General features: G+C 72.2%; 13 protein-coding genes. 7 read left to right on the plus strand and 6 right to left on the minus strand.

The window, feature by feature from the left end:
- Nucleotides 1-177 precede the first annotated feature (177 nt).
- The gene (locus ACZ4VI_RS33560; RefSeq protein ID WP_468005520.1) at nucleotides 178-5136 is read left to right on the plus strand and encodes an NAD-glutamate dehydrogenase; all 4959 of its coding nucleotides are present in this window, start codon (nucleotides 178-180) and stop codon (nucleotides 5134-5136) included.
- 69 nt (nucleotides 5137-5205) lie between these two features.
- Here ACZ4VI_RS33560 and ACZ4VI_RS33565 read toward each other — a convergent pair whose 3' ends face one another.
- The 5 genes from ACZ4VI_RS33565 to ACZ4VI_RS33585 form a co-directional block, all read right to left on the minus strand.
- Entirely contained in the window at nucleotides 5206-6597 is a 1392-nt protein-coding gene (locus tag ACZ4VI_RS33565; protein ID WP_468005521.1) for a glycosyltransferase 87 family protein, read from the minus strand.
- 110 nt (nucleotides 6598-6707) lie between these two features.
- Nucleotides 6708-7511 (minus strand): carbohydrate ABC transporter permease, encoded by an 804-nt coding sequence (locus tag ACZ4VI_RS33570; RefSeq protein ID WP_468005522.1) that lies wholly within the window; start codon nucleotides 7509-7511, stop codon nucleotides 6708-6710.
- Between the two features lie 191 nt (nucleotides 7512-7702).
- Entirely contained in the window at nucleotides 7703-9040 is a 1338-nt protein-coding gene (locus tag ACZ4VI_RS33575) for a carbohydrate ABC transporter permease (protein WP_468005524.1), read from the minus strand.
- Entirely contained in the window at nucleotides 9015-10379 is a 1365-nt protein-coding gene (locus ACZ4VI_RS33580) for an ABC transporter substrate-binding protein (protein ID WP_468005526.1), read from the minus strand. Before ACZ4VI_RS33580 ends, ACZ4VI_RS33575 begins: the two co-directional genes overlap by 26 nt.
- A 167-nt stretch (nucleotides 10380-10546) precedes the next feature.
- Nucleotides 10547-14524: an FHA domain-containing protein gene (locus ACZ4VI_RS33585; RefSeq protein ID WP_468005528.1), complete on the minus strand. Its 3978-nt coding sequence runs from the start codon at nucleotides 14522-14524 to the stop codon at nucleotides 10547-10549.
- Between the two features lie 428 nt (nucleotides 14525-14952).
- Between ACZ4VI_RS33585 and ACZ4VI_RS33590 the strand changes: the two genes are divergently transcribed.
- The 4 genes from ACZ4VI_RS33590 (at nucleotide 14953) to ACZ4VI_RS33605 (ending at nucleotide 20649) form a co-directional block, all read left to right on the plus strand.
- Complete coding sequence (locus tag ACZ4VI_RS33590) at nucleotides 14953-16590, plus strand: serine/threonine-protein kinase (RefSeq protein WP_468005529.1); 1638 nt, start codon at nucleotides 14953-14955, stop codon at nucleotides 16588-16590.
- A 117-nt stretch (nucleotides 16591-16707) separates the two neighbouring features.
- Nucleotides 16708-17946 carry a serine/threonine-protein kinase gene (locus ACZ4VI_RS33595; RefSeq protein ID WP_468005531.1) on the plus strand — a complete coding sequence of 413 codons (1239 nt, stop codon included), beginning with the start codon at nucleotides 16708-16710 and terminating at the stop codon, nucleotides 17944-17946.
- A gap of 488 nt (nucleotides 17947-18434) precedes the next feature.
- On the plus strand, nucleotides 18435-19541 hold the full coding sequence (gene prfB / locus ACZ4VI_RS33600; RefSeq protein WP_468005533.1) for a peptide chain release factor 2: 1107 nt from the start codon (nucleotides 18435-18437) through the stop codon (nucleotides 19539-19541).
- A gap of 415 nt (nucleotides 19542-19956) precedes the next feature.
- Nucleotides 19957-20649, plus strand: a complete 693-nt coding sequence (locus ACZ4VI_RS33605; RefSeq protein WP_468005534.1) for an LPXTG cell wall anchor domain-containing protein — start codon at nucleotides 19957-19959, stop codon at nucleotides 20647-20649.
- Nucleotides 20650-20767: 118 nt separating this feature from the next.
- Here the strand turns inward: ACZ4VI_RS33605 and ACZ4VI_RS33610 are convergent, their stop codons facing one another.
- On the minus strand, nucleotides 20768-20953 hold the full coding sequence (locus ACZ4VI_RS33610; RefSeq protein WP_468005536.1) for a hypothetical protein: 186 nt from the start codon (nucleotides 20951-20953) through the stop codon (nucleotides 20768-20770).
- Nucleotides 20954-21211: 258 nt separating this feature from the next.
- Between ACZ4VI_RS33610 and ftsE the strand changes: the two genes are divergently transcribed.
- Nucleotides 21212-21901: a cell division ATP-binding protein FtsE gene (gene ftsE / locus ACZ4VI_RS33615; RefSeq protein WP_137989051.1), complete on the plus strand. Its 690-nt coding sequence runs from the start codon at nucleotides 21212-21214 to the stop codon at nucleotides 21899-21901.
- Between the two features lie 21 nt (nucleotides 21902-21922).
- The gene (ftsX, locus tag ACZ4VI_RS33620) at nucleotides 21923-22840 is read left to right on the plus strand and encodes a permease-like cell division protein FtsX (protein ID WP_468005537.1); all 918 of its coding nucleotides are present in this window, start codon (nucleotides 21923-21925) and stop codon (nucleotides 22838-22840) included.
- The last annotated feature ends 133 nt before the right edge of the window (nucleotides 22841-22973 follow it).

A 22973-nucleotide genomic window follows, 5' to 3' on the forward strand; every position in this document is an offset into this window, starting at 1 on the left:
CCGACATGGCGTTCGCTGATCCCTTCCGTCCGGGCCCCGCGCCGACAATGGCCGATATCGGCTCGGACACCTCTCATCCCGGCATAACGTCGACCTCGACCGGTAACACCGCGTCGTGGCGTTGTGCCATTTCTTCCACAGACGTCACGCAACGGCGCGCGACAGGAGCCAGAGGACATGCAGACCAAGCTGGACGAAGCCAAGGCCGAGCTGCTCACGCGGGCCGCCCGGGTAGCTGAGACCGGCCCGGTCGGGGGGCAACTTCCGACGGGGCCCGAGGACGGGAAGCGCCCGGACGGGGACACCGTGCTCGACTACCTCCAGCGCTACTACCTGCACACCGCGCCCGAGGACATCGCGGACCGCGACCCCGAGGACGTCTTCGGCGCCGCTCTCTCGCACTACCGGCTCGCGGAGAACCGCCCCCAGGGCACCGCGAACGTCCGCGTCCACACCCCGACGGTCGAGGAGAACGGCTGGACCTGCAGCCACTCCGTCGTCGAGGTCGTCACCGACGACATGCCCTTCCTCGTCGACTCCGTGACGAACGAGCTCTCGCGCCAGGGCCGCGGCATCCACGTCGTGATCCACCCGCAGGTCCTCGTCCGCCGTGACCTGACCGGCAAGCTCATCGAGGTCCTGACCACCGAGCCCGAGGGCGACCTGCCCCACGACGCGCTCATCGAGTCCTGGATCCACGTCGAGATCGACCGCGAGACCGACCGCGCCGACCTCAAGCAGATCACCACCGACCTGCTCCGCGTCCTGTCCGACGTCCGCGAGACGGTCGAGGACTGGGAGAAGATGCGCGACGCCGCGCTGCGCATCGCCGACGGCCTGCCGGACGAGCCCACCGCCGACGATCTGCGGCCGACCGAGGTCGAAGAGGCCCGCGAGCTGCTGCGCTGGCTCGCCGCCGACCACTTCACCTTCCTCGGCTACCGCGAGTACGAGCTGGTCAACGGGGACGCGCTGGCCGCCGTCCCGGGTACCGGCCTCGGCATCCTGCGCTCCGACCCGCAGCACAGCGGCGACGACGACCACCACGCCCACCCCGTCTCGCCGTCCTTCAGCCGCCTGCCCGCCGACGCCCGCGCCAAGGCGCGCGAGCACAAGCTGCTGATCCTGACGAAGGCGAACAGCCGGGCGACCGTGCACCGGCCCTCGTACCTCGACTACGTGGGCGTGAAGAAGTTCGACGAGCAGGGCAACGTCATCGGGGAGCGGCGGTTCCTGGGGCTGTTCTCGTCCGCCGCGTACACCGAGTCCGTCCGTCGCGTTCCGGTCGTCAGCCGCAAGGTCCAGGAGGTCCTGGACGGCGCCGGCTTCTCGCCGAACAGCCACGACGGGCGCGACCTGCTCCAGATCCTGGAGACGTACCCGCGCGACGAGCTCTTCCAGACCCCGCCCGACGAGCTGCGCGAGATCGTCACCAGCGTCCTCTACCTCCAGGAACGGCGCCGGCTGCGGCTCTACCTGCGCCAGGAGGAGTACGGCCGCTTCTACTCGGCCCTCGTCTACCTGCCGCGCGACCGCTTCAACACCACCGTGCGCGAGCGGTTGACGGACATCCTGAAGGAAGAGCTCGACGGTACGAGCGTCGACTTCACGCTCATGAGCACCGAGTCGGTGCTCACCCGGCTGCACTTCGTCGTGCGCGTCGCCCCCGGCACCGAGCTGACCCACCTCACCGACGCCGACAAGGAGCGCATCGAGGCCCGGCTCGTCGAGGCCGCCCGCTCCTGGGCCGACGGCTTCGCCGAGGCCCTCAACGCCGAGCTCGGCGAGGAGCGCGCCGCCGCGCTGCTGCGCAAGTACGGCAACGCCTTCCCCGAGGGCTACAAGGCCGACCACTCGCCGCGCGCGGCCGTGGCCGACCTGGTCCACCTGGAGCAGCTGAGCCACAGCGGCAAGGAGTTCGCGCTCTCGCTGTACGAGCCGGTCGGCGCCGCCCCCGGCGAGCGTCGCTTCAAGATCTACAAGGCAGGCGCTCAGATCTCCCTCTCCGCCGTGCTCCCGGTGCTCAACCGGCTCGGCGTCGAGGTCATCGACGAGCGTCCGTACGAGCTGCGCTGCGCCGACCGCACGCACGCCTGGGTCTACGACTTCGGTCTGCGGATGCCCTCCCCGACGACCAACGGCCAGTCATTCTCCGACGACGCCCGTGAGCGGTTCCAGGAGGCGTTCGCCGCGACCTGGACCGGCGAGGCCGAGAACGACGGCTTCAACGCGCTGGTGCTCTCCGCCGGGCTGACCTGGCGCCAGGCCATGGTGCTGCGCGCCTACGCGAAGTACCTGCGCCAGGCCGGTTCGACGTTCAGCCAGGACTACATGGAGGACACCCTCCGCAACAACGTCCACACCACCCGGCTGCTCGTCTCGCTCTTCGAGGCCCGGATGTCCCCGGAGCGCCAGCGCGCCGGCATCGAGCTGATCGAGGCCCTCCTCGAGGAGCTGGACGCCGCCCTCGACCAGGTCGCGAGCCTGGACGAGGACCGCATCCTGCGCTCCTTCCTCACCGTCATCAAGGCCACCCTGCGGACGAACTTCTTCCAGCAGAACGGCGACGGCGGGCCGCACTCGTACGTCTCGATGAAGTTCGACCCGCAGGCCATCCCCGACCTCCCCGCGCCTCGCCCGGCGTACGAGATCTGGGTGTACTCGCCGCGTGTCGAGGGCGTCCACCTGCGCTTCGGCAAGGTCGCCCGAGGCGGTCTGCGCTGGTCCGACCGCCGTGAGGACTTCCGTACCGAGATCCTCGGCCTGGTCAAGGCGCAGATGGTGAAGAACACCGTCATCGTGCCCGTCGGCGCCAAGGGCGGCTTCGTCGCCAAGCAGCTCCCGGACCCGTCCCTGGACCGTGACGCCTGGCTGGCCGAGGGCATCGCGAGCTACCGGACCTTCATCTCCGCGCTCCTCGACATCACCGACAACCTGGTCGCGGGCGAGGTCGTCCCGCCGACCGACGTGGTCCGCCACGACGAGGACGACACCTACCTCGTCGTCGCCGCCGACAAGGGCACCGCGACCTTCTCCGACATCGCCAACGAGGTCGCCGTCTCCTACGGCTTCTGGCTCGGCGACGCCTTCGCCTCGGGCGGCTCGGCCGGCTACGACCACAAGGGCATGGGCATCACCGCCCGCGGCGCCTGGGAGTCCGTCAAGCGGCACTTCCGCGAGCTGGGCCACGACACCCAGACCCAGGACTTCACGGTCGTCGGCGTCGGCGACATGTCCGGCGACGTCTTCGGCAACGGCATGCTGCTGAGTGAGCACATCCGGCTCGTCGCGGCCTTCGACCACCGGCACATCTTCATCGACCCGAACCCGGACGCGGCCGTCTCGTACGCCGAGCGGCGCCGCCTCTTCGAGCTGCCCCGCAGCTCCTGGGCCGACTACAAGACGGAGCTGCTGTCCGCGGGCGGCGGCATCCACCCCCGCAGCGCCAAGTCGATCCCGGTCAACGCGCAGATGCGCGCGGCCCTCGGCATCGAGGCCGGCATCACCAAGATGACCCCGGCCGAGCTGATGCAGACGATCCTGCACGCGCCCGTCGACCTGCTGTGGAACGGCGGCATCGGTACGTACGTCAAGTCGGCCGCCGAGTCGCACGCCGACGTCGGCGACAAGGCGAACGACGCCATCCGCGTCAACGGCGAGGACCTGCGGGTCAAGGTCGTCGGCGAGGGCGGCAACCTCGGTCTGACCCAGCTCGGCCGCATCGAGTTCGCCCGCAAGGGCGGCCCCGCCGGCGAGGGCGGCAAGGTCAACACCGACGCCATCGACAACAGCGCCGGCGTGGACACCTCCGACCACGAGGTCAACATCAAGATCCTGCTCAACGGGCTCGTCGTCGAGGGCGACATGACCGTCAAGCAGCGCAACAAGATCCTCGCCGAGATGACCGACGAGGTCGGCGGGCTCGTGCTGCGCAACAACTACGCGCAGAACGTGGCCCTGGCCAACGCGGTCGCCCAGTCGCCGTCGCTGCTCCACGCCCACCAGCGCTTCATGCGCCGGCTGGGCCGCGACGGACTCCTGGACCGTTCGCTGGAGTTCCTGCCCAACGACCGGCAGATCCGCGAGCTGCTCAACACCGGCAAGGGCCTGAGCCAGCCGGAGCTCGCCGTCCTCCTCGCGTACACCAAGATCACGGTGGCCGACAGCCTGATCCACACGGAGCTGCCGGACGACCCGTACCTGCGCGGTCTGCTCCACGCGTACTTCCCGACGCAGCTGCGCGAGAAGTTCGCCGAGGCGGTCGACAGCCACCCGCTGCGCCGCGAGATCATCACCACGGTCCTGGTCAACGACACCGTCAACACCGGTGGCTCGACCTTCCTGCACCGCCTCCGCGAGGAGACCGGCGCGTCGGTCGAGGAGATCGTCCGCGCGCAGACCGCCGCCCGCGCCATCTTCCGGCTGGGCGAGGTCTGGGACGCCGTCGAGGCGCTCGACAACCAGGTCCCGGCCGACGTCCAGACCCGGATGCGGCTGCACTCCCGCCGGCTGGTCGAGCGCGGTACGCGCTGGCTGCTCGGCAACCGTGCGCAGCCGCTCCAGCTCGCCGAGACGATCGAGTTCTTCGGCGCGCGCGTGGAGGAGGTCTGGGGCGAGCTGCCGCAGCTGCTGCGCGGCGCGGACCTGGAGTGGTACGAGTCGATCCTGGAGGAGCTGACCGGGCTCGGCGTGCCGGAGGAGCTCGCCCTGCGGGTCGCCGGCTTCTCCTCCGCCTTCCCGACGCTCGACATCGTCGCGATCGCGGACCGCACGGCCAAGGACCCGATGGCGGTCGCCGAGGTCTACTACGACCTGGCCGACCGGCTGCGGATCACCCAGCTCATGGACCGCATCATCGAACTGCCGCGCGCCGACCGGTGGCAGTCGATGGCCCGCGCCTCCATCCGCGAGGACCTGTTCGCCGCGCACGCCGCCCTCACGGCGGACGTGCTGTCGGCGGGCAACGGGACCTCGACGCCGGAGGAGCGCTTCAAGGCCTGGGAGCAGAGGAACTCGGCGATCCTCGGCCGGGCGCGCACCACCCTTGAGGAGATCCAGGGCTCGGAGACCTTCGACCTGGCGAACCTGTCGGTGGCGATGCGGACGATGCGGCAGCTGCTGCGTTCGCACGGCTAGTCGGTACGTGTTCGTGTGAAGGGGCCTCGCCGGTTCGTCCGGTGGGGCCCCTTCGGCTATGCCTGTCGTCTATGCCTGTGTCGTCGAGGTCCACAGGCGGCGGGCCGCCAGCAGCGCCGCCACGAGCAGCAGCCCGTTGCGGACCACCATGACCGTCACGCCCATCCAGGTGCCAGCCACCACCTCGTCGTAGAGGACGGGGTACGCGAGCGAGCTCAGCCCGGCCGCCGGCAGGAGCAGCAGCGCCACCGGACGCATCACCGTCCGGCGCGAGGTCAGACAGACGGCGGTGAGGCCGAGCAGCCAGATCAGGTACTGCGGGCTGATCACCCGGCTGGTGACGGTGAAGAGCAGGACGGCGGCGAGCGCCGCGTCCAGCGGGGTCGCCTCGGTCCAGGTGCGCGCCCGCAGCCGCCAGACCAGCAGCCAGACGAAGGCGAGGGTGGTCAGGAGCAGTGCAAGCCGGCCCACGCTGGAGACGTACGGGCCGACGTACTCGAAGGCGCCGTAGCGGTACTCGACCGTGCCCGGCCAACCTCCGGCGGCTCGGGCGAGCCCGAGCGCGGTGCCGCCGAGCGACTCGATCTGGATGCCCCTGCTGCCCTGCTGCCACAGGAAGCCGAGCGAGTGGGAGAAGCAGAGCGCGAGGGTCGCGAGGAGGGCGGCGGCCGTGGCGGCGGCGGAGATCCAGGCATCGCGGGTGGTACGGCCCCGGGGCGTGCCGATCAGGGTGAGCACCGGCCACACCTTGACCATCGCGCCGAGCCCGGCGAGCACGCCGCCGAGGACGCCGCCGAGCCGGTGCGCGGCGGCCGGGCGGGCCGTCAGCGCGAGGAGGGCGAGCACGGCGAGGGCGGTGACCTGGACGTCGTACCGGGCGAGGGGGATGTGCAGGAGCAGGGGGAGTCCGCAGACCCAGACCCAGGCGCCGTGCGTGACGCGGCTGCTGTCGGCGCGGGCGAGGGCCAGCGCGACGGCGGCGTCCGCGAGGAGGGTGAGGGTGACGAAGGCCTGGAAGTACGTGAGCCAGGGCAGCAGCCCGGGGCCCATGATCACCAGCCCGGCGCCCGGCGGGTACTGCCAGGTGACGTCGTCCACGGGGAAGGCGCCGTGGGCGAACTGCCGGTACCAGAGCTGGTAGAGGACGTACACCTCGCGGCCGACCCCGCCGACGCCCAGGGTGTCGCGCAGCAGGAGCAGCAGCATGCCGGCGCGGGTGAGGGTCCAGACCACGGTGAGCGCGAGGGCGGGGCCGCGGCCGACCGAGACGAAGGTGGCCGAGGTGAAGGTGTCCGAATCGAAGGGGGAGCCGGTGAGAGCGGGGGGTGCGGGTGCGCACGTGGACGTACCGCCCGGAGCCGGTTCCGGTGGCGCGCAGGCGGGGGCGGGGCCCGGCGTGGGGTGCGGGCCGGGGCCCGGCTCGGGTGGGGGCGGCGGGGTGCGGTTGCGATGCGTCGTCATCGAAACCGCACTCTATTGCGGTTTGGGCGGTTTCAAGATGTTTTGTCAGCCCTTCTTGGTGAACGCCTCGTACGCCGCCACCACCTCCTCCGCGGGCTCGGCAGGCGCGGCTACTTCACCGCGCCCGCCATCACCCCCGAGACGAACTGCCGCTGGAACGCGAAGAAGACCGCCAGCGGGATCACCATCGACAGGAACGCGCCCGGCGCGAGTACGTCGATGTTGTTCCCGAACTGCCGCACCTGCTGCTGCAGCGCGACCGTGATCGGCGGGGACTCGGAGTCCGCGAAGATCAGCGCGATCAGCATGTCGTTCCATACCCACAGGAACTGGAAGATGCCGAGCGAGGCGATCGCCGGACCGCCGAGCGGCATCACGACCCGGGTGAAGAGCCGGATCTCGCCCGCCCCGTCGAGGCGTGCCGCCTCCAGGAGCTCCTTGGGGATCTCCGCGAAGAAGTTCCTCAGCAGGAAGATCGCGAACGGCAGCCCGAACGCGGTGTGGAAGAGGACGACCCCGAACGTCGTCTCGAAGACGCCGATCGCGCCGAAGAGCTTCGAGACGGGCACCAGCGCGACCTGCACCGGGACCACGAGCAGCCCGACGACCACCAGGAACCACCAGTCGCGGCCGGGGAAGTCCAGCCAGGCGAAGGCGTACCCGGCGAGCGAGCCGATGACCAGGACCAGGAGCGTGGCCGGGACGGTGATCAGGACGGTGGAGAGGAGGGAGCGGGTGATCGTCTCGTTGGAGAGGAGCGCCGCGTAGTTCTCGGCCGTGAGCTGGGCGGGGGTGGTGAAGACGTGCCACCAGCCGCTCTCGCTGATGTCAGAGGGGCCGCGGAGCGAGGAGAGCAGCAGCCCGATCGTCGGCAACAGCCAGAAGAGTCCGACGAGGACGAGGAAGACCCGCATCGCGCCGCCCGCGGCCCGGGCGGCCAGTCGGGAGCCGAGCGGAGGGACCGGTCGCGCTGCCGGTCGGGAGCCGAGCCCGGTGGACGGTCGTGCGGCCGGTTGTGCTGAAGGGCGAGCGGCCGGTCCTGAGTCGCGCCCCGTTGCCGGTCGCGAGCCGGGCCGAGGGTTCACGTCGCCTTCGTTCGATGCCGTCACCTGCGGGCCTCCCTTCGCATCCGGCGGATGTTGAACGCCATCACCGGGATCACCAGCAGGAGCAGCAGGACGGCGATGGCGGAGCCGATCCCGAGGTCCGCGTCCGTGCCGAAGGACGAGCGGTACAGCTGGAGCGCGAGCACGTTCGCGTCGTCCTGTGCCGAGCCCGGCGCGATGATGAAGACCAGGTCGAAGATCTTCAGCACGTTGATCATCAGCGTCACGAGGACGACCGCGAGGACCGGCGCGAGGAGCGGGACGGTGATCCGGCGGAAGACCTGCCACTCGTTCGCCCCGTCGACGCGCGCGGCCTCCATCAGCTCCCGCGGCACGCTCGCGAGACCGGCCGCGATCAGGACCATCGCGAACCCGGCCCACATCCACACGTAACTGCCGATGACCGCCGGGGTGACGAGCGAGGGGCCGAGCCACTCCACCCCGTTGTACTGCTCGCGGAAGTTGCTCGCCGGCAGCCGCAGCAGGGCGCCGTCGGCGGAGGCCGGGAGGGTGAACGAGCCGTCGGCCGCCGCCCGTGTCGTGGCCACCACCGTCCCGTCCTTCACCGCCTCGATCCGCAGCCCCTTGAGGCCGAGCTCCTTCGGGTCGACGGCGTTCTGCTTCCCGCCGCCGCCCTTGGTGAAGTCCAGCCAGGCGGTGCCGGTGACACGGCCGGCCTCCGGCGGCGGTTCGTGCGCCGGCCGGGCGTCCTTCGGCATCTGCGCCGGCGCGACACCGATCAGCGGCAGCCGCGCCGGCTCTCCCGCACGGACCGGACTCTTCGTGACGTACGCGCCGCCGCCCGCCTCCTCGATCGGATGCACCGGCAGCGGGCGGGCCCGGGGGAAGCCGGAGGACTCGGCGAAGGTGTCGTGGACGCCCACCCAGACCGCGTTGGCGACACCGCGGTCCGGATCCTGCTCGTACACCAGCCGGAAGATGATTCCGGCCGCCAGCATCGAGATCGCCATGGGCATGAAGACGATCAGCTTGAACGCCGTGCCCCAGCGCACCCGTTCGGTGAGCACCGCGAAGATCAGGCCGAGGGCGGTCGCGACGGCCGGGGCGACGACCGCCCAGATCGCGTTGTTCCGTACGGCGGTGAGGATCGTGTCGTCCGTGAAGAGGGCGACGTAGTTGTCGAGCCCGGCGAAGGAGTCCCCGGACTTGTCGAAGAACGAGCGCTGGACGGAGTACCCGATGGGGTAGACGACGAGCGCGCCGAGCAGGACCAGGGCGGGGAGGAGGAACCCCGCCGCGATCGTCCTGCGCGTGCCGGTGACTCGGGAAGGGCCCACGGTCGCCACGGCGTCAGCTCTTGTACGCCTTGGCCGCATCGGCCTCCAGGCGCGCCTGGGTCCCCGCGATGTCCTTCGGGTTCTTCAGGAAGTCCTGCAGCGCCTTCCACTCGCCCTTGCCGGGCGTGCCGCCGAACGACTGCGGCATCTGGTCCGACATGTCGAAGCGGAAGTCGTCCCCGGACTCCAGGAGCGCCTTGGCGATCTCGCGCTGGACGTCGTTCGGGTACGCCGTCAGGTTCATGTTCTTGTTGGGGGAGAGGAAGCCGCCCGCGCCCGCCCAGATCGCGGCCGCGTCCGGGGAGGCGAGGAAGGTCAGCAGGGCCTGGGCGCCCTTGGTGTCCTTCAGGGCCACGGCCGCGTCGCCCGCGGTGACGACCGGGGAGGCCGCACCCACCGCCGGGAACGGGAAGACCTTCGCGTCCGTACCGATCTTCGCGCTGGTCTGTCCGATGTTGACGGCGGCGAAGTCGCCCTCGAAGACCATCGCGCCCTTCGGCTGGTCGCCGCCCGTGAAGGTCTGGGTGACCGAGAGGGGGAACTCGGTCTGCAACGCGCCGTCCGCGCCGCCCGCGATCAGCGTCGGCTTGCCGAACAGCTCGGCGAGGGTGGTGAGCGCCTGGGTGACGGACGCGTCGGTCCACTTGATCTCGTGCTTGGCGAGCTGGTCGTACTTCGCCGGGCCCGACTGGGAGAGATAGATGTTCTCGAACCAGTCCGTCAGCGTCCAACCGTCCGCGCCGCCGACGGAGACCGGGGTGACGCCGGAGGCCGAGATCGTCTCGGCGGTGGTCAGGAAGTCCTTCCAGGTCTTGGGCTCGGTGGCGCCCGCGTTCTCGAAGGCGGCGCTGTTGTACCAGATCAGCGACTTGTTGGCGGCCTTGAAGTACACGCCGTACTGGGTGCCGTCCACGGCGCCGAGGTCCCGCCAGCCCTGGGAGTAGTTCTTCGCGAGCTGCGCCTCGGTCTCGGGGCCGACCGGTTTCAGCCACTTCTGGGCGGCGGCCTGCTGGATCGCGCCGACCTGGGGGAGCATCGCGACGTCGGGCGGGGAGCCGCCGGCGATCTTCGTGCCGAGGAAGTTCACGATCGGGTCCTGGGCGGGCACGAAGGTGACGGTGGCGCCGGTGCGCTTCTCGAACTCCTTCAGGACCTTGGTGAAGTTCTCCTGCTCCGGGCCGGTCCAGACGGCGGCGACCTCGACCTTCTCGCCCTTGAGGGAGGGCAGGGTCAATGAGCCCGTGGATGCCGCCGGCGGACCTGGTTGCGTCCCGTCCTTGCCACCGTCGCCGCAGCCGGCGAGGGCCAGTCCGAGGGTGAGTGCGGTGACCGTGGCGACGGTCTGTGCGGCCCTGCGTGTACGAAGAGTTGTACGCATTTCTGCCCCGTCTCTCCTGTGCGCGGTGCGTGTCCCGTGCGCTCAGGTCTACGCCGGGGGCCGGGGCCCCGCAATACCGCCTTCCGTGCCACGTGGGGTCAAGTGGGGGATCGTAATGGGCTCGTGACGTGGTGTCAGGCGGAGGTCAGGCGGGGGTCAGGTGCGGGTCAGGCGCGGGTCGCGGGGCTGAGGGGCGAGATCGGGGTGGCGTCGAGGGAGCGGGCGGCACGGTCGAGGGCGCTGGCGAGGAGAGCCAGGTCGGTCGGGCCGTTGCCCAGTTCGCGGACGGGTCTGCGGGTGGGCGGGTCGCCCATCCGCTCCCACTCCAGCGGGACGACGGTCGGGCGGAGCGTCGCCGTGCGCGGGATGCGGCCGGTGACCCGACCGGCCTGGAACGGGGTCACCCGGCCGTCCGGGTGACCGAGCCGTCCCCGGCCGGGCGCGGGGTCGTCGGGACCGGCCGCGACGGGGGCCGCGTCGAGCACGATCCGCAGCCGGGCGCCGTGGGCCAGCTCGGTGTCGGCCGTACGGTCCGGGCGCGCCGATGTCGCGACCAGGTGCACGCCGAGCCGCGCACCGCCGCGCGCCACGGCTTCCAGGGCCCGTACGACGGACCCGGCGGCGGGCCGCCCGGGCGAACCGAGCGCGGGCGCGACGAGCGCGTCGAAGTCGTCGACCAGCACGACGAGGCGGGGCAGCGCGGCGGCCTCGTCGCCCGCCTCCGCCCGCACCGGACGCGCCTCCGGCTCCCCAGCGTGCCGCGGCACCCGCCCGGACACCCGGTCCCCGAGATCCCCGTCGCCGCCCGCCCTGAGAACACGCCCGCTGGGCCGGTCGCCGAGATTCCCGTCGGCCGGGCGGGGCAGCCGATCGCTGGGCCGGTCGCCGAGATCCCCGTCGCCCTGGCGCGGCAGCCGATCGCCGAGATCGTCGGCACCGGTGCGGACGGTCCGCCCGCTGGGGAGGTACGTGAGGTCATCGGCGCCGGGGCGGGGGGTTCGGCCGCTGGGTTGGTCGGTGAGGGTTCCGTCGCCGGTGCGGTGCGTGCGGCCGCTCGGGAGGTATGTGAGGTCGTCGGCGCCGGGGTTTAGGCCAGTGGTGTCGCCGCCGGTCCTTCCGTTGCCGGTGCGGGGTGTCCGTCCGCTCGGGCGGTACGTGAGGTCGTCGGCGCCGGGGCGGGGGGTTCGGCCGCTCGGGCGGGGGTCGAGGTCGTCGGCGCCGGTGGCGTCCGGTCGGTAGGGCGTGCGGGCGCCGGGGCCGTACGGGAGGGCGTCCGTGCCCGGGCGGTCGCCGACCGGGCCGTCGCCCGTGCGCAGGGTGCGGCCGCTCGGGCGGCTCGTGGGTTCGCCCGTCCGGGCCTCCGGGATCCGGGCGCCCGGGGGCATGCTCTCCGCCGCGCTCGGCGGGCGCTGGCCGATCATGCGCGCCGCGGCCTGGCGGTCCGCGAAGTGCCCGTCGCCCAGGATCTCCGCCCTGCGCTTCAGCTCCGCGCCCAGCGCCTGGGCGAACTCCCGCATCCGTACCGGGTCGCACGCCACCAGGCGCTCGGTCACGTGCGGCAGCTCCGTACACGCCGCGAGGCCCTCGCCGCGCTCACCGCCCGCCCCGTCCACGAGCAGCAGGCCCAGCCGGTCCGGGCGGCCACCGGCCGCGAGCGACGCGGCGATCGAGCGCAGCAGCTCCGTCCGCCCACTGCCCGCGGGCCCCTCGATCAGCAGATGCGGGCCCTCCTCCGTCAGGTCGACGGACACCGGCCCGCGCGGCCCGGCGCCCAGGACCGCCGTCCCGTCGCCCGCCGCGGCCCACCGGGCCATCAGCGAGGCCGGCGTGGCCCGCGCCAGGCCGAGTTCGTCCAGCAGCCGGGCGGACCGGGGCAGCGCCGTCGCGGCCGTCCGCCCCCCGTGCGCGGCGGGGGCGTCCGTACGCAGCGGCGCGACCGCCCGCCCGAAACGCTCCGCCCAGGCGACCGACACCGCGTCCACCACGCCGACGGTCCCGTGGCCCGCGGCCCGGCCCCCCGCCGTACGCAGCAGCCGCAGCGCCGTCGCCACGTCGCCGCTCAGCAGGGCGACCGCCCCGCACTCGCGGAAGGCGAGCGAGGCCGCGCACGCGCTCTCATAGGTCGCGGCGACCGGGGAGGTCGGCGACGCGGCCGGCGCCTCGGCCAGGCAGAGCAGGTGGATTCCGGCGGCCGCCCCCGCCCCGGCGAGCCGCGCGGTGGTCTCGCGCAGCGCCGCCGTTCCGGGGTCGCCGTCCACGATCACGACCGTGACGGGTCCTTCGTACCGCGCCGCGGCCTCGGCGACGGCCGCGCGGTCGGCGCTCGGCCAGCCGGGTCCGAGCGGCCCGTCGTCGAGCCGCCGGGTCAGCTCCGCCGTACGGGCATGGGCCTGATCGCGGTCGTACGCGAGGAGCAGGCGGCAGTCCTGGCCGTGGGCCGGTCGGAGATGCGGCAGCCAGCCGAGCCAGCCCCAGGCCCGGCGCCGCTCCTCCAGGGAACGGCTCCGGTCCGCGCTGATCAGCACGATCTCCAGGTCGGAGGGGGAGTGCAGGGCGGCGAGCTGGGCCACGACGGAGCGGGCGACACCGGCCAGCCGGTCGCCGGGGCCGGCGAGCCCGAGGGAACCGGCCTCGCGCAGCCCGACGGTGACGGGCACGCCGGACAACTCGGCCCGGTCGGTCGTGCCGAGCCGGACGACGAGGGCCTCGGGGTGGTCGGGTCCGCGCTCCCAGAGCCGGGGGCCCGGGCCGAGCGCGGTGAGCAGCACGGCCGCCGGGTCGGGCCAGGTCTCGGCGCTCGGCGTCGCAGGACCGGCGCCGCGGTCCCCGCCGTGGCGGCCACCGGTGTCCGTACCGACGCCGGCGCCCGGGGCCGGCAGGTCCTCCCTGGCACCGGCGAACCGCCGGGCCCACGCTCCTATCCCGCGCTTGCCGCGCGGGGAAGCCGCCGGGCGGCCGGTCTGCCGGGTCCTGCTGTGCGCCTCGCCCGCGCCCTCGCCGTCGCCGTCCGCGAACTCCTCGGCACGCGCGTGCGTGGGCAAGCCACCGTGGGTCGCGTCCTGCCCACCGTGGCCGTGCGCGTCGTGCGCGCCGTGCCCGCTGTACGGGCTGGCGCCGTCCAGGGCACCTGTACCCGTCCCGTACTGGCCGGACCCCCAGCCGGAGCCCGTGCCTGTGCCGGACCCGGATCCCGAGCCCGTCCCGTACGGGCCGGAGCCCGAGTCGGCACCCGTCCCGTACCGGCCGGAGGCCGTGCCTGTGCCTGTGCCCGTGCCGGACCCGAATCCCGAGCCGAATCCGGACCCCGCGCCCGTCCCGTACCCGCCGTACCCGGAGCCCGAGCCGACGCCCGTCCCCGTCCCGTACCGGCCGGAGTCGGAGCCAGTGCCCGAGTCGGATCCCGAGTCGGATCCCGAGCCGACCCCGGACCCGTACCCCGACCCGACCCCCGACCCCGACCCCCCACCGGACCCGTGCGCGTCCACCCCACCCCTCCCGCGCTCCACCCGCAGGTGGCCCTCGCCGTCCGGGGTTGTCGGGAGTGTGTCCGTGCCGTGGTCGTCCGGGCCCGTCAGGCGGAGGGCGGACTCGCCGAGGCGCAGCAGTGCACCGGGCTGCAGCCGGACGGGGCGGGCGCCGACCGGGGCGCCGTCCAGCGTCGTTCCGTTCGTGGAGCCGAGATCCGCGACCGTGACCCGGCCGTCGTCCCCGACCGTCACCGTGCAGTGCACCCGGGAGACGTCCGGGTCGTCGAGCGGAACGTCCGCGTCCAGGGAGCGGCCGACCCTGATCGGGCCACGGTGCAGCAGGTGCACACCGCCCGCGTCGGGCCCCGCGACCACGTGCAGCCGGGCCGCGGCGCTCTCGTCCGGCCGGTCGTCCTCGCCGGGGACCTGGAGCGTGAGCACCGCGCCGTCGACCAGCGGGGGCTCACCGAGCGAGCAGCGCCGCGCGTCGAGCCGCTCCCGGCCCGCGTAGAGCACGGTCGAACCGGACAAGGACGTGTCGGGGCCGGAGACGGCCGCGGCCAGACCGGAGGCCACGGCGGCCAGCGCCGTCCCCGCCGGAGCGGTGACGAGCACGTCGCACGCGCGGCCCGCGCCGTGCCCGGCGTGCGGCGCGAGGACGGTCAGCCTGATCTGCATCGCCGTCAGCGGTCCCTTCTGCGCGTGGTGCCCGGCAGGGGAATCGCCCGGTGCCTCCCCCCACCCGGCACGGACACGGTCCGGTACAGGTCGGCACGGCGCGGGGGCTCCCGACCCTCGACGCGCGTGCTGTGTGCATCCTCGCACCTACCGCTGACAACCCGCCCGCGGGTCGCCTCCAAGTGATCTTGAATGGTCGGCTGTGGACGTAAAAGTGCCTGGTTGAGAACGCCTTCCGACCTCCGCGGCAACCACCGGGACGACAGGAGCGTCTTGTTTTCGGACAAGTCCGGCGCCGGAATCAGCCGTCCTGTGGTCGACCGTCGACCCGTTCGGCGGCACTAAAGTGGGTCGGACACCCGGACGGGTCACAACGGATGACAGGGACCCGGGAACCCCAGGACCACGATCAGCAGGGAGCGCGTGACGTGCGGCCAATCGGCAGCAAGTACCTGCTCGAGGAGCCGCTCGGCCGCGGCGCCACGGGCACCGTCTGGCGAGCCCGCCTGGGGGTCCCCCCAGGAGGAACTCCTAGGGGGAGAGAGGAGGGCGGCGAATACGAGACCGTGGCGATCAAGGTCCTCAAGGAGGAGCTGGCCAACGACGCGGACATCGTGATGCGCTTCCTGCGCGAGCGGTCCGTGCTGCTCCGGCTCACCCACCCGAACATCGTGCGCACCCGCGACCTGGTCGTCGAGGGTGATGTCCTGGCCCTGGTCATGGACCTCGTCGAGGGCCCGGACCTGCACCGCTACATCCGCGAGAACGGCCCGCTCACCCCGGTCGCCGCCGCGCTCCTCACCGCCCAGATCGCCGACGCGCTCGCCGCCAGCCACGCCGACGGCGTCGTCCACCGCGACCTCAAGCCCGCCAACGTCCTGCTCGCCGAGCAGGGCGGCCAGATGCACCCGATGCTCACGGACTTCGGCATCGCGCGCCTCGCCGACTCCCCGGGCCTGACCCGTACGCACGAGTTCGTCGGCACGCCCGCGTACATCGCCCCGGAGTCCGCCGAGGGCCGCCCGCAGACCTCCGCCGTCGACATCTACGGCGCGGGCATCCTGCTCTACGAGCTGGTCACCGGCCGTCCCCCGTTCGCCGGCGGCACGGCCCTCGAAGTGCTCCACCGTCATCTCAGCGAGGAGCCGCGACGCCCCTCGACCGTGCCCGGCCCGCTGTGGACGGTCATAGAGCGCTGCCTCAGCAAGAACCCGGACCACCGGCCCAGCGCCGAGAACCTGGCCCGTGGGCTGCGTACGGTCGCCGCCGGCATCGGCGTGCACTCCACGCCCGTCCAGATCGAGGCCGCCGACGGCGTCGGCGCGCTGCTCGCCCCCGACCCGGCGCCCGCTCCGGTCCCGGAGACGCCCGGCGCCGCCGACCCTACCCAGGTGCTGCGCGGCAATGTCTCGCAGTACGACCCCGCCGCGCCGACGAGCTTCATGCCGACCAGCGGCCCGGTGGGCGCCGACCCGACCGCTGTCATGCCTCCCGTACCGCCGCAGCCCCCGCAGGAGGACCCGCACCCCTGGCAGACGCAGCTGCGCGCCGCGCGCGACCGCAACGAGCAGACGCAGGTGCAGTACCTGGACCCGAGCCAGGACCCCCTGCGCCGCCGTCCGCAGCGCCAGCCGCAGCCTCCGCAGGCTCCGCAGCACCAGCCTCAGCAGTACGGTCAGCAGCCCCAGCCGTACCAGCAGCAGCCTCCGCCGTACCAGCAGCAGCCCCAGCAGTACGCTCCTCAGCCCCCGCAGCAGCAGTACGCGCCCCCGCAGCAACCGGCTCCCCAGCCGCCCGCCCCGCGTGAACCGCGTCCTCCGCGTCAGCGCGGCGCAAACCCGATGCGGATCCCGGGCCTCGGCTGCCTGAAGGGCTGCCTCTTCACGATCGTGCTGTTCTTCGTCGCCGGCTGGCTCATCTGGGAGCTGACCCCGCTCCAGGACTGGGTGGCCCAGGGCAAGGGCTACTGGGAGGCCATCGGCGACGGGATCACGTCCTTCACCGACTGGGTCTCGGAGCTGACGGGCTCGGAGAGTGGTACTACTACCGGCGGTACGGGGCAGTAATACGCGGTAGTACTGCCGATTTATCGACTTCCGAGGGGTGATTTCCCCTCGGAAGTGACGACCGGCGGCCTCGGACGCGTAACTTTGACGCGTCCGCCAGCCGCTGAGGGAGCAGTCTTGGCACGGAATATCGGCAGCCGCTACACGGCCCACCAGATCCTCGGTCGGGGCAGCGCCGGCACGGTGTGGCTCGGCGAGGGCCCCGAGGGCCCCGTCGCCATCAAGCTGCTGCGCGAGGACCTGGCCTCGGACCAGGAGCTCGTCGGCCGCTTCGTCCAGGAGCGCACCGCCCTCCTCGGGCTCGACCACCCCCGGGTGGTCTCCGTCCGCGACCTCGTCGTCGACGGCAACGACCTGGCGCTCGTCATGGACCTGGTCCGCGGCACCGATCTGCGCACCCGCCTCGACCGCGAGCGCCGGCTCGCCCCCGAGGCGGCCGTCGCGATCATCGCCGACGTCGCCGACGGGCTCGCCGCCGCGCACCGCGCCGGGGTCGTCCACCGGGACGTCAAGCCCGAGAACATCCTGCTCGACATGGAGGGCCCGCTCGGCCCCGGCGGCGCCCACCCGGCGCTCCTCACCGACTTCGGCGTCGCCAAGCTCATCGACACGCCGGGCCGCACCAAGGCGACGCGGATCATCGGTACGCCGGACTACCTCGCCCCGGAGATCGTCGAGGGCCTGCCGCCGCGCGCCGCCGTCGACATCTACGCCCTCGCGACCGTCCTGTACGAGCTCCTGGCCGGTTTCACGCCCTTCGGCGGCGGCCACCCGGGCGCCGTGCTGCGCCGCCATGTCACCGAGACGGTCGTTCCGCTGCCGGGCATCCCCGAGGAGCTGTGGCAGCTGATCGTCCAGTGCCTGGCCAAGGCCCCGGCGTCGCGGCTGCGCGCCGCCGAGCTGGCCAGCCGGCTACGGGAGTGCCTGCCGCTGCTCGCAGGGCTGCCCCCGCTGGACGTGGACGAGCCCGACGACGCGGAGCAGCCGGCGCAGGAACCGCGCGAGGAGGACCCGTACCCGACGGGCGCCGGAGGAGCCGCCCCGCGCCGGGCCGCTGTCCCCCTGGTCCCCGGCGCCTCCCCCGACTCCAACCGGGACACCCACACCTCCATGCGCGTCCCCGCCCCCGACGAGCTCGCGGGCGGCCCGCTGGGCACCGCCCGCGCCCCACGCCCGTCCGGCGCCCGGCGCCCCGGCTCGGCCCGCCACAAGGCGGAGACGGTCCGCAAGCGCCGTATCACCCTCTCGATCGCGGCGCTCCTCGTCGCGGGCGCGCTGGGCGTGGGCGGCTACCTGGCAGCCGCCGACGACACCGACGTACCGCCACAGGACTCGAAGACGTCGCCCCAGCCGTAGGGCCGGGGCTGGGGCGGGCGCCCGGCGCGGCCTCCCGGGGACCTCGGCGAGAGGCGTCCCAGGCCTCCCGGGCACCTCGGCGGGGGTGTCCAGGACCTCCCGGGGACCTCGGCGGTCCAGCGGCCGTGCGCCGGCGGGCCTCGCCGGGGCCTCGGCGGACCAGCGGCCGTGCGCCCCCGGCACTTCGGCGGGAGGTGTCCAGGACCTCCCCGGCACCTCGGCGAGAGGTGTCCAGGGCCTCCCGGGGCCTCGGCGGACCAGGGGGCGTGCGCCGACGGGCCTCGCGGGGACCTTGGTGGACCTCGGTGGGACCTCGCCGGGGCCTCGCCCGTACCTCGCCCGGATCTCGCCGCACCTCGCCGGGGCCTCGCCCGCACCTCGCCCGGGCCTCGCCGGCACCTCGCCGGGACCTCGCCCGCACCTCGCCGGGGCCTCCGTGGGAGGTCTGCGAGGGTCGGGCATTCGTGGTGAGCCGTTACGCTGGACGCGTGGCAGTCGTCGATGTATCCGAAGAGCTGAAGTCCCTCTCCTCGACCATGGGGTCGATCGAGGCCGTCCTGGACCTCGAAAAGCTGAGGGCCGACATCGCCGTGCTCGAAGAGCAGGCCGCGGCCCCGTCCCTCTGGGACGACCCGGAGGCGGCGCAGAAGATCACCAGCAAGCTTTCGCACCTCCAGGCCGAGGTCCGCAAGGCCGAGGCCCTGCGCGGCCGGATCGACGACCTCGGGGTGCTCTTCGAGCTCGCCGAGGAGATGGACGACCCGGACACCCGCGCCGAGGCGGAGACCGAGCTCGTCTCCGTGCGCAAGGCGCTGGACGAGATGGAAGTCCGTACGCTCCTCTCCGGCGAGTACGACGAGCGCGAGGCGCTGGTCAACATCCGCGCCGAGGCGGGTGGCGTCGACGCCGCCGACTTCGCGGAGCAGCTCCAGCGCATGTACCTGCGCTGGGCCGAGCGGCACGGCTACGGCACGGAGATCTACGAGACCTCGTACGCGGAAGAGGCCGGCATCAAGTCGACCACGTTCGTGGTCAAGGCGCCGTACGCCTACGGCACGCTCTCCGTCGAGCAGGGCACGCACCGTCTGGTCCGTATCTCCCCCTTCGACAACCAGGGCCGCCGTCAGACGTCCTTCGCGGGCGTCGAGATCCTGCCGGTCGTCGAGTCGTCCGACCACGTCGAGATCGACGAGTCCGAGCTGCGCGTGGACGTCTACCGCGCGTCGGGCCCGGGCGGCCAGGGCGTCAACACGACCGACTCGGCGGTGCGCATCACGCACCTCCCGACCGGCATCGTGGTCTCCTGCCAGAACGAGCGCTCCCAGATCCAGAACAAGGCGAGCGCCATGAACGTCCTCCAGGCCAAGCTCCTCGAGCGCCAGCGCCAGGAGGAGCGCGCCAAGATGGACGCCCTGAAGGGCGACGGCGGCAGCTCGTGGGGCAACCAGATGCGCTCGTACGTCCTGCACCCGTACCAGATGGTCAAGGACCTCCGTACGGACTTCGAGGTCGGCAACCCGCAGGCGGTCCTGGACGGCGAGATCGACGGCTTCCTGGAGGCGGGCATCCGCTGGCGCAAGCAGGGGGAGAAGTAGCCTCCCAGGTTTTCCACTTCACGGCGCCGGGCCCTCGCACGCACGCGGGGGCCTGGCGCCGTTCTCGTTCGGGCTGACGTATCCAATGACGGATGGCCGCCCAAGGATTCGCGGGCGCAAGCAGGCGGTCGGCGTTTCTGACGCTTTGTCGACAAGGGAACTGCCGCCGGGGGAGCGGAAGTTCCGCGTTTACGTCACAGTTGCATCCCCGCATGGCGGGCAACTGGTGATCTTTCGGGCATCGCACGCGCAACGACCTTGACGCGTATGCGGAAACTCGGAAGGGTGGCACGCGGCATGCGTATCTCTGGGGCGCGTGTGAACGGGGGCGGGTCCACGTATGACGACCGCTCCCGGTGTCCAGGCCCCCGAACGCTGCTCCATGACGAGTTGAGCTACTGGGGGTAGCAAGCACATGACGAAGAAGACGCGGGTCCGCGTTGCCCGTATAGCGGCCGGCGCGGTGATCGCCGCCGGTGCGTCGCTGACGGCGGCGGGTGCGGCTCAGGCCGTGGGTGTGGAGATCGGCCTCACCGCCGAGATCACGGTGGACGACCCTCCTTGCGAGATCGACCCGGCAGGGTGCACCCCGGAGGACCCGAACCCGGAGGACCCGAAGCCCGAGGACCCCAAGCCGGAGGACCCGAAGCCGGAGGACCCGAAGCCGGAGGACCCGAAGCCGGAGGACCCGAAGCCCGAGGACCCGAAGCCGGAGGACCCGAAGCCGGAGGACCCCAAGCCCGAGGACCCGAAGCCGGAGGACCCCAAGCCCGAGGACCCCAAGCCGGAGGACCCGAAGCCCGAGGACCCCAAGCCGGAGGACCCGAAGCCCGAGACCCCCGCGCCGACCGCGCCGGGTGACGACTCCACCGACGACACCGGCACCTGCACCGTCGACGTCGACGGCGCCGAGTGCGTCAGCAACAACCCCGACACCGACAACGCCGGCTCGCAGCCCGTCGAGCAGGGCAAGGCCAAGGAGGAGCTGGCCGAGACCGGCGCCGCCGAGACCTCGTTCCTGATCATCGGCGCCGCCACCATGATCGCCGGTGGCATCGGCTTCCGGATGCTCCCGCGTCTGGTCGGCGGCGGGCGTGCCGCCGTCTGAGGTTCCTGAAGCATGACGAAGAGGGCCGGGGAGACAATCCCCGGCCCTCTCTCGTGTCAGGCTCGGACGGCGCGGACGGGCTCGTATGCGGAGCCCTGGAGGAGGCCCTGCGGAAGCCCTACGCGGTCTGCAGCGCCGCGAGCAGCGCCACCATCGCCACCAGGGCGATCACCAGCGCCAGCACCATCGCCGGGGTCAGACCCGTCGACGGGCCCAGGCGCGCCCGGTTCGCGCGGCAGACGGGGCAGCGGCCCTCCGCGACAGGGGCCGCGCAGTTGGCGCACACCAGTCGGTCATACGTCATGCGCTCTCCTCCTCCCGCACAGGGGTCCACACGGGTTTCACACCAAGGACAACGCCCGGTGACACCCGAGCGTTCCCCCTACCACTGTGCCAGCTCCGACGCGTTTCGGCGCGCCCCGTCGGATTACACCCGGATCGCAACCGTTCCGCCCCGAAGGGCGAAAAGGATAAAGCGCGCAAGCCGGGACCGCGACTGCGCAGCCCATCCCCGGTCGCGTAAGGTCGCGCACACCTACTCCCGGCCGACCGTGGTGCATCCGTGATCCGATTCGACAACGTCTCCAAGTCCTATCCGAAGCAGAACCGCCCCGCGCTCCGGGATGTGTCCCTGGAGATCGAGAAGGGGGAGTTCGTCTTCCTCGTCGGTTCCTCCGGCTCCGGAAAGTCGACTTTCCTCCGGCTGATCCTGCGCGAGGAGCGCTGCAGCCAAGGCCAGGTGCATGTCCTCGGCAAGGACCTCGCCCGGCTGTCCAACTGGAAGGTGCCCCACATGCGGCGCCAGCTCGGAACCGTCTTCCAGGACTTCCGGCTGCTGCCCAACAAGACCGTGGCCGAGAATGTGGCCTTCGCCCAGGAGGTCATCGGCAAGCCCCGCGGCGAGATCCGCAAGGCCGTGCCCCAGGTCCTCGACCTCGTCGGCCTCGGCGGCAAGGAGGACCGGATGCCCGGCGAGCTCTCCGGTGGTGAGCAGCAGCGCGTCGCCATCGCCCGGGCCTTCGTCAACCGGCCCATGCTGCTGATCGCCGACGAGCCCACCGGCAACCTCGACCCGCAGACCTCCGTCGGCATCATGAAGCTGCTCGACCGCATCAACAGGACAGGGACCACCGTCGTCATGGCGACCCACGACCAGAACATCGTCGACCAGATGCGCAAGCGCGTCATCGAGCTCGAAAAGGGCCGCCTCGTCCGCGACCAGGCGCGCGGCGTCTACGGATACCAGCACTGAGCAGGTAGGGGACAGAACACCATGCGCGCTCAGTTCGTGCTCTCGGAGATCGGCGTCGGTCTCCGTCGCAACCTCACGATGACCTTCGCCGTCATCGTCTCCGTGGCTCTCTCGCTCGCCCTCTTCGGCGGCGCTCTGCTCATGCGTGAGCAGGTCTCGACGATGAAGGACTTCTGGTACGACAAGGTCAACGTCTCCATCTTCCTCTGCAACAAGAACGACGCGGCCACCTCTCCCAAGTGCGCCAAGGGTGCGGTGACCGCGCAGCAGAAGGAACAGATCCAGGCCGATCTGAAGAAGATGGACATCGTCGAGTCCGTGCACCATGAGTCGACCGACGAGGCCTACAAGCACTACAAGGAGCAGTACAGCGACACCGCCATCGCCTCGGTCATCACGCCCGACCAGATGCAGGAGTCGTTCCGGGTCAAGCTGGACGACCCGGAGAAGTACAAGGTCGTCGCCACCGCCTTCGCCGGGCGTGACGGGGTGGAGTCCGTCCAGGACCAACGCGGCATCCTGCAGAACCTCTTCGACCTGATGAACGGCATGAACATCGCCGCCCTCGGCATCATGGGGCTGATGCTGGTCATCGCGCTGATGCTGATCGTCAACACGGTGCGCGTCTCCGCCTTCAGCCGACGGCGCGAGACCGGCATCATGCGGCTGGTCGGCGCGTCCAGCTTCTACATCCAGATGCCCTTCATCATGGAGGCCGCCTTCGCCGGTCTCCTCGGCGGCGCCGTCGCCTGCATCATGCTTCTGGTCGGCCGGTACTTCCTCATCGACCACGGCATCGCGCTCGCCGACAAGATGCAGCTCGTCAACTTCATCGGCTGGGACGCCGTCCTCGCCAAGCTGCCGCTCGTCCTCGCCATCGGCCTGCTGATGCCGGCCCTTGCGGCCTTCGTGGCGCTGCGCAAGTACCTCAAGGTGTGAGAAGAGACCCCTGAGTGCAGCGGGGGGGGGGGGGGGGGGGGGGGGGGGGGGGGGGTGGGGGGCGGGGGGGGGGGGGGGGGAGGAGGGGAGCAGCACCGCCGGGGCGGCTTCGAGGGAGGTGCACGTGACCCTG

The sequence above is a fragment of the Streptomyces sp. NPDC029169 genome, assembly GCF_055563935.1.